This is a genomic window from Streptomyces caeni, from assembly GCF_042678285.1.
Classification (GTDB): domain Bacteria; phylum Actinomycetota; class Actinomycetes; order Streptomycetales; family Streptomycetaceae; genus Streptomyces; species Streptomyces caeni.
The window spans coordinates 38768-51131 of sequence record NZ_JBHUDX010000103.1 but is presented as its reverse complement, the minus strand read 5'-3'; the positions used below and the strand labels follow the sequence as shown (position 1 = coordinate 51131).

Annotated in this window: 11 protein-coding genes and 1 pseudogene; 6 read left to right on the top strand and 6 right to left on the bottom strand. The window is 71.1% G+C overall.

The annotated features are described in order from the left end of the window. Positions 1–37: 37 nt before the first annotated feature. The 3 genes from ACFSL4_RS32615 to ACFSL4_RS32605 all read right to left on the bottom strand — a co-directional run bounded on the left by ACFSL4_RS32615 (position 38) and on the right by ACFSL4_RS32605 (position 2848). Positions 38–1132: an AI-2E family transporter gene (locus ACFSL4_RS32615; protein WP_381091050.1), complete on the bottom strand. Its 1095-nt coding sequence runs from the start codon at positions 1130–1132 to the stop codon at positions 38–40. A 93-nt stretch (positions 1133–1225) separates the two neighbouring features. Then, positions 1226–2206 carry a pirin family protein gene (locus ACFSL4_RS32610; RefSeq protein WP_381091048.1) on the bottom strand — a complete coding sequence of 327 codons (981 nt, stop codon included), beginning with the start codon at positions 2204–2206 and terminating at the stop codon, positions 1226–1228. A gap of 156 nt (positions 2207–2362) precedes the next feature. Next, positions 2363–2848, bottom strand: coding sequence for an SseB family protein (locus tag ACFSL4_RS32605; protein WP_381091046.1), 486 nt, complete (start codon positions 2846–2848; stop codon positions 2363–2365). 141 nt (positions 2849–2989) lie between these two features. Here ACFSL4_RS32605 and ACFSL4_RS32600 point away from each other — a divergent pair, with 141 nt between their 5' ends. The 3 genes from ACFSL4_RS32600 to ACFSL4_RS32590 all read left to right on the top strand — a co-directional run bounded on the left by ACFSL4_RS32600 (position 2990) and on the right by ACFSL4_RS32590 (position 6625). Then, entirely contained in the window at positions 2990–4831 is a 1842-nt protein-coding gene (locus ACFSL4_RS32600; protein ID WP_381091059.1) for an acyl-CoA dehydrogenase, read from the top strand. A gap of 99 nt (positions 4832–4930) precedes the next feature. Next, a complete protein-coding gene (locus ACFSL4_RS32595) occupies positions 4931–6280 on the top strand; it encodes a M18 family aminopeptidase (protein WP_381091044.1) in 1350 nt (449 codons plus the stop codon). 99 nt (positions 6281–6379) lie between these two features. After that, positions 6380–6625, top strand: coding sequence for a hypothetical protein (locus tag ACFSL4_RS32590; RefSeq protein WP_381091042.1), 246 nt, complete (start codon positions 6380–6382; stop codon positions 6623–6625). A 27-nt stretch (positions 6626–6652) separates the two neighbouring features. Here ACFSL4_RS32590 and ACFSL4_RS32585 read toward each other — a convergent pair whose 3' ends face one another. Further along, entirely contained in the window at positions 6653–8503 is a 1851-nt protein-coding gene (locus tag ACFSL4_RS32585) for an NHL domain-containing thioredoxin family protein (RefSeq protein ID WP_381091040.1), read from the bottom strand. A 151-nt stretch (positions 8504–8654) separates the two neighbouring features. Here ACFSL4_RS32585 and ACFSL4_RS32580 point away from each other — a divergent pair, with 151 nt between their 5' ends. Continuing rightward, a complete protein-coding gene (locus ACFSL4_RS32580) occupies positions 8655–8873 on the top strand; it encodes a hypothetical protein (protein WP_381091037.1) in 219 nt (72 codons plus the stop codon). Between the two features lie 98 nt (positions 8874–8971). Here ACFSL4_RS32580 and ACFSL4_RS32575 read toward each other — a convergent pair. Next, positions 8972–9460: pseudogene (locus ACFSL4_RS32575) on the bottom strand (IS200/IS605 family accessory protein TnpB-related protein); the annotation flags it as partial. A 291-nt stretch (positions 9461–9751) separates the two neighbouring features. Here ACFSL4_RS32575 and ACFSL4_RS32570 point away from each other — a divergent pair. Further along, entirely contained in the window at positions 9752–10246 is a 495-nt protein-coding gene (locus ACFSL4_RS32570; protein WP_381091034.1) for an LURP-one-related/scramblase family protein, read from the top strand. A 181-nt stretch (positions 10247–10427) separates the two neighbouring features. On the opposite strand, the gene ACFSL4_RS32565 is transcribed toward ACFSL4_RS32570, so the two are convergent. Continuing rightward, on the bottom strand, positions 10428–11252 hold the full coding sequence (locus tag ACFSL4_RS32565; protein WP_381091031.1) for a maleylpyruvate isomerase family mycothiol-dependent enzyme: 825 nt from the start codon (positions 11250–11252) through the stop codon (positions 10428–10430). Positions 11253–11431: 179 nt separating this feature from the next. Here ACFSL4_RS32565 and ACFSL4_RS32560 point away from each other — a divergent pair, with 179 nt between their 5' ends. After that, complete coding sequence (locus tag ACFSL4_RS32560) at positions 11432–12226, top strand: carbon-nitrogen family hydrolase (RefSeq protein WP_381091029.1); 795 nt, start codon at positions 11432–11434, stop codon at positions 12224–12226. Positions 12227–12364: the final 138 nt, after the last annotated feature.

Here is a 12364-nt window from a genome sequence, read left to right as displayed (position 1 = left end):
CCAGGGTTGACGAAACAGATAGGGGCACCCCCCCCCGTCACGCCTCCGGCGGCTCCCCCTCCGCGCACGGCTCCGCCCCCGCCCCCGCCGCGCCCTCCCCCTCCCCGCTCCCGTACCGCTCCCGCACCTCGTGCGCGACGCCGAACGCCGCCGCCGTCAGCGGCACCGCCAGCAGCATCCCGAGGATCCCGGCGACCGACGCCCCCGCGGTGAGCGCCAGCAGCACGGCCGCCGGGTGCATCTGCACGGTCCGGCTCTGCACCATCGGCTGGAGCACGTGCCCTTCCAGCACCTGCACCGCGACGACCACCCCGAGCGCCCACAGCGCGATGACGAACCCGCGGTCCGCGAGGGCGACCAGGACCGCGACCGCGCCGGAGATGAAGGCACCGAGGTAGGGGATGTAGGCGCCGACGAACACGATCGCGCCGAGCCCCACCGCGCCCGGGACGCCCAGGATCAGCAGCCCCACGGCGATGCAGGTCGCGTCGATGAAGGCGATCAAGGTGGTCCCGCGCATGAACCCCTCGACCGCCGCGAAGGCGCGTCGCGCCATGATCTCGACGGTGTCGGCGGCGCCGTGCGGGGCGAGGGAGCGCAGCGCCTCCGCGACCCGGTAGGAGTCGCGCAGGAAGAAGAAGACGAGCAGCAGGGCCAGCACGGCCATGGCGACGGTCTCGCCGACAACGCTGACCCCGCTGATGACGTTGGAGGCGGCGGTCCCGCCGAACCTGCCGAGCAGCTCCCTGGAGTTGGAGGCCAGGTCGTCCAGCGAGGTGCCGGCCGCCCCGAAGTACTCCGCGAGGGACTTCGCGGCCCGTTTGAGCGAGGAGACGATCTGGTCGCCGTTGTCGACGAGCGCGGCGACGACGATGTACACGGCCCCGCCGACCACCGCCACCACGGCGACGCAGGTGACCGCGGCGGCGAGCGACCGGTGCACGCCGACCCCTACCAGCCGCCGGTGCAAGGGGCCGAGGAGCGCGGTCCCGAGCAGCGCGAGCAGCACGGGCACGACGGCCGTGCGGAACTGCCCGCACAGCTGGACCCCGACCCAGCCGACCCCCGCCACCAGCAGGACGACGACGCACCAGGCGGCGAGCCGGCGTACGGGGTCGGGGAGGAGCTGCACGCCTCCAGCCGACCACGGCGGGGGCGGGCTGTCCTGTGCGGACGGCCCGCCCGGGTGACACCCTGTCAGATCCGGCGGCCGGGCACCCCTCGGTCAGGCGTCCTGGGGGCCGCCCCCGGTCATCCCGTGGACCGCGGGGACCGTCCCCATCCGGCCTTTCTGGAAGTCCTCGAACGCCTGCTGGAGCTCCTCGCGGGTGTTCATCACGAACGGGCCGTAGTGCGCCATCGGCTCACGGATCGGCCGTCCGCCCAGCAGCAGGACCTCCAGGTCCGGAGTGTGGGAGTCCTGCTTGTCGTCCGCCCGGACGGTCAGCGAGGATCCGGCACCGAACACGGCGGTCTGGCCGACGTGGACCGGGCGCCGCTCGATGCCCACCCCGCCGCGGCCGGCCAGGACGTACGCGAGGCCGTTGAAATCCTCGCGCCAGGGCAGCGTGACCTCCGCACCGGGCGCGACCGTGGCGTGGAGCAGGGTGATCGGCGTGTGCGTGATCCCGGGGCCCTTGTGGCCGTCCAGCTCACCGGCGATGACGCGCAGCAGCGCGCCGCCGTCGGGGGTGGTCAGCAGCTGGACCTGACCGCCACGGATGTCCTGGTAGCGCGGGGCCATCATCTTGTCCTCGGCGGGGAGGTTCACCCAGAGCTGGATGCCGTGGAAGAGGCCGCCGGACAGGACGAGCGACTCGGGCGGGGCCTCGATGTGCAGCAGCCCCGAGCCCGCGGTCATCCACTGGGTGTCGCCGTTGGTGATGGTGCCGCCGCCACCGTTGGAGTCCTGGTGGTCGAAGATGCCGTCGATGATGTACGTGACGGTCTCGAAGCCGCGGTGCGGATGCCACGGGGTCCCTTTCGGCTCCCCAGGCTGATACTCCACCTCACCCATCTGGTCCATCATGATGAACGGGTCGAGGTGGCGGTAGTGGATCCCGGCGAACGCGCGGCGGACCGGAAAACCCTCGCCCTCGAAGCCGCTGGGCGCGGTCGTGACACCGAGCACGGGACGGGCCACGGCGCCGGCCGGCGCCACCACACGGGGAAGGGTCAGCGGGTTCTCGACGGTCACTGCAGGCATGTCGGTACCTCCTTGTGCTCCCACTTTAGTTGACGATTGAACTTTCCACCACCCAGGAACACAGAAAGCCCGGAGGGCATTCCCTCTGGGCTCGGGGTGCTCCCCCGCGGGGCGCACAGGGGGCGTACAGGGGTATACAGGGGTATACAGGGGCGTCTAGCCGTACATCCGCCGCATCGCGAACTCGACCATCTGCTCGACCGCCTTCGCGTCGAACACCATCCGGTGCTCGCCCTCCATGTCGAGGACGAACCCGTACCCGGTCGGCAGCAGGTCGATCACCTCGGCCCCGGTGATCACGAAGTACTTGGACTCCTTGCCGGCGTACCGGCGCAGCTCCTTGAGCGTGGTGAACATCGGAATCACGGGCTGCTGAGTGTTGTGCAGCGCGAGGAAACCGGGGTTGTCCCCGCGCGGGCAGTACACCTTGGACGTGGCGAAGATCTGCTGGAAGTCCTCGGCCGACATCGAACCCGTGGTGAAGGCGCGGACCGCGTCCGCGAGCGACGGCGGCGACGGCTCGGGGTAGAGCGGCGGCTGCTGGCCGTACCCGCCGGGCATCTGACCACCCGGCATCGCCCCGGGCATCTGCTGCTGCGGCGGGGCGTACTGCTGCGCTCCGGTGTTCTGGTAGCCGTACATGCCCCAAAGAGTAGTGGGCCACATATGGGCCATCAGGGGTTGATTCTTATTACCGACGGGTAGCATCATCGGAGCTACTTGTTGGTACGTGAACGATGCGAGGAGTCAGTGCCTCGCCGATCCCTCTACGGAGCCGTCGCCATGGGGCACTACAAGTCGAATCTCCGCGACATCGAGTTCAACCTCTTCGAGGTGCTCGGCCGCGACACGCTGTACGGCACCGGCCCGTTCGCGGAGATGGACACGGACACCGCCAAGAGCATCCTGGAGGAGCTCACCCGCCTCGCCGAGAACGAGCTGGCCGAGTCCTTCGCGGACGCCGACCGCAACCCGCCGGTCTTCGACCCCGAGACGAACACCGCCCCGGTCCCTGAGTCCTTCAAGAAGAGCTACAGGGCGTTCATGGACTCCGAGTACTGGCGCCTCGGCCTGCCCGAGGAGGTCGGCGGCACCACCGCGCCGCCGACCCTGATCTGGGCCTACGCGGAGCTGATCCTCGGCGCGAACCCGGCGATCTGGATGTACTCCTCCGGCCCGGCGTTCGCCCGCATCCTCTTCGACGAGGGCAACGAGGTCCAGAAGAAGATCGCCAAGATAGCCGTCGAGAAGACCTGGGGCTCCACCATGGTGCTCACCGAGCCGGACGCCGGCTCGGACGTCGGCGCCGGGCGCACCAAGGCGATCCAGCAGGAGGACGGCTCCTGGCACATCGAGGGCGTGAAGCGCTTCATCACCTCCGGTGAGCACGACATGGAGGAGAACATCCTCCACTACGTGCTCGCCCGTCCCGAGGGCGCCGGCCCCGGCACCAAGGGCCTGTCCCTCTTCCTCGTCCCGAAGTACCTCTTCGACTTCGAGACCGGCGAGCTGGGCGAGCGCAACGGCGTGTACGCCACGAACGTCGAGCACAAGATGGGCCTGAAGGCGTCCAACACCTGCGAGATGACCTTCGGCGACCGCCACCCGGCCAAGGGCTGGCTGATCGGCGACAAGCACGACGGCATCCGCCAGATGTTCCGGATCATCGAGTTCGCCCGCATGATGGTCGGCACGAAGGCGATCTCCACGCTGTCCACCGGCTACCTGAACGCGCTGGAGTACGCCAAGGAGCGCGTCCAGGGTCCGGATCTGGCCAACTTCATGGACAAGACCGCGCCCAAGGTCACCATCACGCACCACCCCGACGTGCGCCGCTCCCTGATGACGCAGAAGGCGTACGCGGAGGGCATGCGCGCTCTCGTCCTCTACACCGCCTCCGTCCAGGACACCATCGCGGTCAAGGAGGCGACCGGCGAGGACGCCTCCGCCGAGCACGCCCTCAACGACCTGCTCCTGCCGATCGTCAAGGGCTACGGCTCCGAGAAGGGCTACGAGCAGCTCGCCCAGTCGCTGCAGACCTTCGGCGGCTCCGGCTTCCTGCAGGAGTACCCGATCGAGCAGTACATCCGCGACGCCAAGATCGACACCCTGTACGAGGGCACCACGGCGATCCAGGGCCAGGACTTCTTCTTCCGGAAGATCGTCCGCAACCAGGGCGCCGCGCTGAACTCGCTCGCCGAGGACATCAAGAAGTTCCTGGCGCTCGGCACCGGCGGCGACGAGCTGGCCGCCGCCCGCGAGCACCTGGCCAAGGCGGCCGTGGAGCTGGAGGCCATCGTCGGCCTGATGCTGACCGACCTCGCGGACACCGAGCAGGACGTCAAGAACATCTACAAGGTGGGCCTGAACACCACCCGCCTGCTGCTGGCCTCCGGTGACGTGGTCGTCGGCTATCTGCTGCTGAAGGGCGCCGCGGTCGCCGCCGAGAAGCTGGCGACGGCCTCCGCCAAGGCCGTGTCCTCCAAGGACCTGGCGTTCTACCAGGGCAAGATCGCGGCGGCGAAGTTCTTCGCGGCCAACGTCCTGCCGGGCGTGACCCTCGCCCGCAAGGTGTCCGAGGACGTGGACCTGGACCTCATGGAGCTGGACGAGGCCGCCTTCTAGGCCCGCTCCGCCCGGTTGGCCCCGACCTCCACATCCCCCTTACGAGGGCCCGCTCCCCATCGCCGGGAGCGGGCCCTCGTCCGTCGTTAAGGTGAACCCATGAGCACAAGTGCCCGCCCGCCTCACGCCGCCGCGCCCTCCGGGAGCGCTGCGCGCGCGCCCCTCACCTTCGACCGCGGCCACACCGACGACCTGCTGTCCTTCCTCGCGGCGACCCCCACGCCATACCACGCGGTGGCGAACACCGCCGAGCGGCTGGAGAAGGCCGGCTTCCGGCAGGTCGCCGAGACGGACGCGTGGGACGGGACGAGCGGCGGCCGGTACGTGCAGCGCGGAGGCGCGATCATCGCCTGGTACGTCCCCGAGGGCGCCGACCCGCACACGCCCTTCCGGATCGTGGGCGCGCACACCGACTCCCCGAACCTGCGGGTCAAGCCACGCCCGGACAGCGGCGCGCACGGCTGGCGGCAGATCGCGGTGGAGATCTACGGCGGCCCGCTGCTCAACTCCTGGCTGGACCGCGACCTGGGCCTGGCCGGACGGCTGTCCCTGCGCGACGGCTCGACGCGCCTGGTGAACGTCGACAGGCCGCTGCTGCGCGTGCCGCAGCTGGCCGTCCACCTCGACCGCTCGGTCTCGTCCGAGGGACTGAAGCTGGACCAGCAGCGCCATCTCCAGCCGGTGTGGGGACTCGGCGACGACGTACGGGACGGTGACCTGATCGCGTTCCTGGAACAGGAGCTGGGCCTGGCCGCGGGCGAGGTGACGGGCTGGGACCTGATGACCCACTCCGTCGAGCCGCCGGCCTATCTGGGCCGGGACGAGGAGCTGGTCGCGGGCCCGCGCATGGACAACCTGCTGTCGGTGCACGCGGCCGTCGCGGCACTGACGGCCGTGACCGCCTCCGACGCCTCCTTGTCGTACATTCCGGTCCTCGCGGCCTTCGACCACGAGGAGAACGGCTCCCAGTCGGACACCGGCGCCGACGGCCCGCTGCTGGGATCGGTCCTGGAGCGCTCGGTGTTCGCACGCGGCGGCTCCTACGAGGACCGGGCGCGGGCCTTCGCGGGCGCCGTCTGCCTGTCCTCCGACACCGGGCACGCCGTCCACCCCAACTACGCGGAGCGGCACGACCCGACGCACCACCCCCGGGCGGGCGGCGGTCCGATCCTCAAGGTCAACGTCAACAACCGCTACGCCACGGACGGTTCGGGCCGGGCGATCTTCGCGGCCGCCTGCGAGAAGGCGGACGTGCCGTTCCAGTCCTTCGTCTCCAACAACGCGATGCCCTGCGGCACGACCATCGGCCCCATCACCGCGGCCCGCCACGGCATCAAGACGGTCGACATCGGAGCGGCGATCCTGTCGATGCACAGCGCCCGCGAACTGTGCAGCGCCAAGGACCCCTACCTGCTGGCGAACGCGCTCGCCGCGTTCCTCGCGGGCTGAGCCCCGGCGGCCCGCCCGCCGGCCGCCCCGCATGCCCTCCGCCGCGCCGGGTACCGGACCGGGGCCGGAAGGGCGGGACCCACAGGGAGGGAAGGACTCATGGGCCTGGGCGGGTGCATCATCCTGATCGCCGCGGGAGCGATCCTCGCGTTCGCGACCGACTGGCACATGAACGGCGTCAACCTGCATCTGGTCGGCGTCATCTTCATGGTCGTCGGGCTGATCGGGGCCGCGATCTCCAGCAGCGTCCACTGCCGGAGGTGGGTCGTGGTGCCGCCCACCCCGGTGATCGACGAGGAGCGGCACCACCACCGGGACGGATGTGGCGACGGGTACGGGATCTGACCCCGCCCCGGCGCCGCCCCGGTGGCCCTACTGCGTGTCCATGCCCGCCAGCACCAGCGGAAGCCGCGACGTGCCCCCTTCCGTGATCCGGACCGGGACGCCCCAGTCCTGCTGGTGGACGTGGCACGCCGGGTACTCGTTCGTCCCCGCGGCGGAGCCGCCGTCGGACGCTGTGTCGTCACAGGACGCCGCCATCGCCGAGACGTGCAGGACGCCCTCCGGTATGGACGAATCCAGCTCCAGTTCGCGTGCCAGGTCGGTGCCCGCGCCCTCGCCCCGAAGCAGCAGCCCGGCCGGGGTCGAGGAGACCAGCAGACGGGTCGACGGGCCGTAGCGCGTGTCCAGCTTCTGGCCGGCCGGCGCCTGGAAGACCACGTCCAACCGGAGCGTGCCGGGCGCCACTTCGGTGGCGGCGCGCTGGGTGCGGTGGGCGACCGAGGCGACCCGCACCGCCTCCTGCGGCAGCCGCAGCCGGGTCAGCCGGTGCCGGGCCGACTCCACGACCACGATGTCCCCGCCGTCCAGCACGGCGTCCGACGGCTCCCGCAGGTCCGTCGCCAGGGTGGTCAGCTCGTCCGTCGCCGGATCGTAGCGCCGCAGCGCGTGGTTGTAGGTGTCGCTGACCGCCACCGAGCCGTCCGGCAGCGCGGTCACGCCCAGCGGATGCTGGAGCAGGGCCTGTTGGGCCGCGCCGTCCCGGTGACCGAAGTCGAACAGCCCCGTGCCGACCGCCGTGTGGACCGCGCCGTCCCGGTCCACCCAGCGCAGGGCACTCGTCTCGGAGTCCGCCAGCCACAGGCGCTCCCCGTCGGCCGACACCGCGAGTCCCGACGGCTGCGCGAACCACGCCCCGTCGCCCGGGCCGTCCACCAGTCCCTCATTCGTGGTGCCCGCCGCGACCGCGACCGTGGCCGCCCGCGGGTCGTACGTCCACAGCTGGTGCACACCCGCCATCGCGATCCACACCCGGCCGCCGAAGACCGCCACGTCCCACGGCGAGGAGAGGTCCACCTCCCGGGCGGGACCGGAGGTGGGCGAGCCCTGCCACCACTGCCTGCCGGTGCCCGCGAGCGTGGTGACCTCGCCGGTCGCCAGGTCCAGCCGGCGCAGCGCGTGGTTCACCGTGTCCGCGACGACCACCGCGCCCTCCTCCAGCAGCGCCAGGCCCTGCGGCTCGTTGAAGCCCGCCGCCTGCGCCGGGCCGTCCACGAGGCCCCGTACGCCCGAACCGACGCGCCGCACGACCGTCTCGCCGTCCGCCGCCAGCTCCACCAGCTGGTGCCGGGTGGTGTCGCTGACCAGGAAGGTCCCGGACGGAAGCAGAAGCGCCTTGCCGGGGAAGCGCAGCGTCGTGGGCTCGGGCTCCGGCGCCACGTACGGGCCGTCGCCGCGGCGCAACGTGCCCTTCGCCGTGTGCTCCTCCTCCAGCTCCTCGACGAGCCGCGCTATCGCGTGGGCGTGGCCCTCTCCCGCGTGCTGGGCGACCACGTACCCCTCGGGGTCGATGACGACGAGTGTCGGCCAGGCCCGGACGGCGTACTGCTTCCAGGTGGCGAGCTCCGGGTCGTCGAGCACCGGGTGCTCCACGCCGTACCGCTCCACCGCGTCCACCACCGCCCGGTGGTCCGCCTCGTGGACGAACTTCGGAGAGTGCACGCCGACGATCACCACGGTGTCGCGGTGCTTCTCCTCCAGTTCGCGCAACTCGTCCAGGACGTGCAGGCAGTTGATGCAGCAGAAGGTCCAAAAGTCCAAGATCAATATGCGACCTCGGAAGTCGGCCAGCTTCAGATCCTTCCCGCCGGCGTTGATCCATCCGCCCTTGCCGATCAGCTCGGGGGCACGGACACGGACGCGACGCGATGGGGAGTCGTTCATGGCTCAAGGGTGCCATCCGGGGCCGGGTGCCCGGGAAGCCTGTGGACAACCGCGGTGACGCTGCGTGTACGGATCCGTACCGGATGCGCACGGGCCCGCGCGGAGAGATGCTCGACGCACAAAGGGGGGCCACCCCAAGGGAGCAGTTTCCATGCCACGAGACATCGACGACCAGCCGCGCCGCCAGGACCGTGCCCGCGAGCACGGTGAGATCACCGGCGAGGAGAGGCGCGACCGGAACGGGCGGGACCCCGCCGCGGGCGGCTCCGGCCCGTCGGACGACACGCGGAGGCCGGGCACGCACCGTGAGCGCGAGGACCGGCGCTCGACGTGGGACCACGACGAGGACATGCAGGAGGGCTACCGGTAGCCCTCACGCCGCCGTTCGCGGTCCTGTACGGGTCCCCCGCGGCGTGCGGGGGACCCGTCGGCGTCCCCGGGGGCCGGGGTGCCCAGGAGAGCGCGTGCGGAGGCGTCCAGGTACCAGCGGCCCCGGACCGTGTCCAGGTGGATGTGGTAGGCCACGGCACGGTTCGCTTCGACCCGGTCGCGCCACTCCTCGCCCCGGTGCGGGAACGCCACGCGGGCAGTGAAGACGTACCGGCCGTGCTCCGCGTTCACCAGGGCGGCCAGCGGAGTGGGCGGCTTGACGCTGACCTCTCCGTCGGGGATGACACGGATCGTCTCGTTGCCGTAGCGCTTGCCCGACTCCCCATCGGCCGACAGGAACCAGCGCGCCGCTTCCCAGCGTTCCCGCCACTGTGTCTGGGTCAGTCCGGCGGCGGCCAGGTTGTGGCGGGTGCCCAGCAGCCGACGGCCACCGCGCACCACAGACACCCGGCCAGCTTCCCGCTCGGCGCGTACATGCTCGTACCGGTCCTCAAGGACCGCCAGGCGACGGGACTTGGCGAACCACTCCCGTCGGGACCGACAGCCGCCGGGCTGCCCCATGCCACCATCGAGAGCCAGCAGTGAGACCCCTTCGAGACGAGCTGTGCCATCGAGGTCTTCGGGCTGGGACGGCCCGGACTCGGCCACGAGCTGTACGGCTCCCGGCTGTGTGCGGCCGCTCCCAGGACCCGGATGCGGGACGGCTTCTTCACGCTCACCGATGTGGCGGGGCTCGACGCGGACACACTGATCGTGCCGAACCGGCCCGACGCGGGCGCGGCTGCGGCGCGAGACGGGACTCAGCCCGTCGGCCTACCGGCGGCGTTTCGGACCGGCCGCCGGGGAAGTCCTGGTCGTATGAGATTCCTCGTACGCGACCGGCTCCTCGGCTTCGGTGACGACTACTGGATCGAGGACCAGCACGGCAACAAGGTCTTCCTGGTCGACGGCAAGGCCATGCGGCTGCGGGACACGTTCGAACTCAAGGACACGCAGGGACACGTCCTGATCGACATCCACCGGAAGATGTTCGCCCTGCGCGACACGATGGTCGTCGAGCGCGGTGGCGACCCACTGGCAACGATCAGGCGCAAACGCCTGTCCCTGCTGCGCAACCACTACCGGGTCTCGCTGGTGGACGGCACGGAACTCGACGTCAGCGGCAAGATCCTGGATCGCGAGTTCGCCGTCGAGTACGACGGGGAACTACTCGCGCAGATCTCCCGGCGCTGGCTGCACGTCCGCGAGACCTACGGGGTCGACATCGTGCGTGACGACGCGGACCCGGCGCTGCTGATCGCGGTGGCGGTGTGCGTGATCCACCTGGCGGAGAAGGAGCACGAGGAGGACTGAGCACCGTGGTGCGGGACGCCCTGCCCGAGGCGGGCGCCGGCACCCGAGGCATGCGACGGTGCTCCCCGTCCGGCGTCCCATGGGGCGCCCGCCGGACATTCCGCCCGGCTCCGGTACGTCCCCGCGGCGGTCCGCTGGTCCGGGCACCGGCCGGGCGCGGCCGGCTGTCGGTCGCCGTCCGCTACGGCGTCACCGCGAACGACCCCAGGATCGCCGCCGTCAGCTCAGGATCCCCCTCCACCTTGATGCGGTCCGCCACGGCGTCCGCGGTGACCCGGCCGCAGGCGAGGCGGACGTACGTCTCCCAGTCGAGCGTCAGCGACACCGTCGGGCCCAGTGAGGGCGTGCCGTCGATGGAGCCGCGGCCCTCCGCGTTGACCCGGACGGTGCGCAGGAAGTCGATCGGGCCGTGGACGTCGAAGACGATCGCCGCGCCGGGGGGCGCACCCGCGTCCTTGGCGACGACCTTCGGCAGCGCGGCCAGCAGGTGGTCCCGGGCGATGTGCGCGCCCGGAGAGTCCAGGCTGCCCGGCCGGCCCAGCGCCGTGCGCAGGTCCTGCTCGTGCACCCACACGTCGAAGGCGCGGATCCGCATGGCCTCTTCGAGGGTCTGCTCGGTGCCGAGCGGGCCGCGCACCTTGGTGCCCGGGTCGCGCGACTCGTTCCGCAGCTGGCGGTTGCGGCGGATGATCGTGTACTCCAGTTCGGCCGTCATCTCCGGCGCGGTGTGGTGACGGCGGACGTCGACCTGCATCTCCATGTAGCGCTGGTGTTCGTTGGTGACGTGGAACAGGTCGCGCGGGAGGGTGTGGATCGGGCGCGGGTCGCCGAGCATCTCGCAGTCCAGGCCGATGACGTGGGAGACCACGTCGCGTACGGACCAGCCGGGGCATGGCGTGCGCCGGTTCCACTCGCCTTCCACGAGCGGCTGCACCAGCTCGGATATCGCTTCGATCGAGTGGGTCCAGGCGTCGGCGTAGGGCTGGAGGGTGGGATGCAGACTCACGGAACGGGACCCCTCGGCGGTCGGTGCACGGGCGGTTGTTACGGCGGTATTGGCGGGAGGCGGCTGTCGGCGGGTGTCTTGGGAGGTTAAGTTACGCTGCTACGAGGCACCCCGGCAGTGCTTTCGTGTGACGATCGTAGGCCCGTGGACAACAGCTCGAATGCCAGGACGGTGGTAGTGTGCGCGCCTCCCTGATCCAGATGCGGGTGGACCCGGACGAATCGCCCGATTTCCGCAGGCGGCGGGCGGTCTCGCTCGTGCAGGATCAAGCCGGAGTCGATCTGGTGGTGCTGCCCGAGCTGTGGACGACCGGCGCGTTCGCCTACGAGGACTTCGGGACCGAGGCCGAGCCGCTCGAGGGGTCGACGTACGAGGCGATGGCGAAGGCCGCGAGCGACGCGGGCGTGTGGCTGCACGCCGGATCGATCCCGGAACGTGACCCTGACGGTCCCCTCTACAACACGTCTCTCGTCTTCTCCCCCTCCGGTGAACTGGCCGCCGCCTACCGCAAGATCCACCGCTTCGGCTTCGACAAGGGCGAGGCCGTCCTGATGGGCGCGGGCACCGTGCCGGTGACGGTACGTCTGCCGGAGACGACCGTCGGCGTGGCCACCTGCTACGACCTCCGCTTTCCCGAGCTCTTCCGCTCGCTCGTGGACGCGGGGGCCGAGACGCTCGTGATCCCGGCGGGCTGGCCGGAGCGCCGCCGGTCCCACTGGACGCTGCTGGCCCGGGCGCGGGCGGTCGAGAACCAGGCGTACGTCCTTGCCTGTGGAACGGCCGGGACACACGCGGGGGTTCCGCAAGCGGGTCACTCGATCGTGGTGGATCCGTGGGGCGAGGTCCTCGCGGAGGCGGGTGCCGAGGAGGAGATCCTCACGGTGGAGTTCGACCCGGCGAAGGTCGCCGCCACACGGGAGCAGTTCCCGGCGCTGAAGGACCGGGTGCTGGGGCTGGAGCCCCCACGGCGCTGAAGGACCGGATTGCGGGGAAGCCCCCACGGCGCTGAAGGACCGGATGGCGGGGCTGGAGTGCCCGCCGCACTGACGGGCTCCCCGCGCGGGCCCGCGCACCAGGCCCCGTTCCGGCTCCCCCGGGCCCGTTCCGGCTCC

Coding starts and splice junctions, on each gene's coding strand:
- ACFSL4_RS32590 (WP_381091042.1), top strand. CDS start 6,380: ATGGGCCTGGGCGGGTGCATCATCCTGATCGCCGCGGGAGCGATCCTC.
- ACFSL4_RS32595 (WP_381091044.1), top strand. CDS start 4,931: ATGAGCACAAGTGCCCGCCCGCCTCACGCCGCCGCGCCCTCCGGGAGC.
- ACFSL4_RS32585 (WP_381091040.1), bottom strand. CDS start 8,503: ATGAACGACTCCCCATCGCGTCGCGTCCGTGTCCGTGCCCCCGAGCTG.
- ACFSL4_RS32570 (WP_381091034.1), top strand. CDS start 9,752: ATGAGATTCCTCGTACGCGACCGGCTCCTCGGCTTCGGTGACGACTAC.
- ACFSL4_RS32580 (WP_381091037.1), top strand. CDS start 8,655: ATGCCACGAGACATCGACGACCAGCCGCGCCGCCAGGACCGTGCCCGC.
- ACFSL4_RS32610 (WP_381091048.1), bottom strand. CDS start 2,206: ATGCCTGCAGTGACCGTCGAGAACCCGCTGACCCTTCCCCGTGTGGTG.
- ACFSL4_RS32600 (WP_381091059.1), top strand. CDS start 2,990: ATGGGGCACTACAAGTCGAATCTCCGCGACATCGAGTTCAACCTCTTC.
- ACFSL4_RS32605 (WP_381091046.1), bottom strand. CDS start 2,848: ATGTACGGCTACCAGAACACCGGAGCGCAGCAGTACGCCCCGCCGCAG.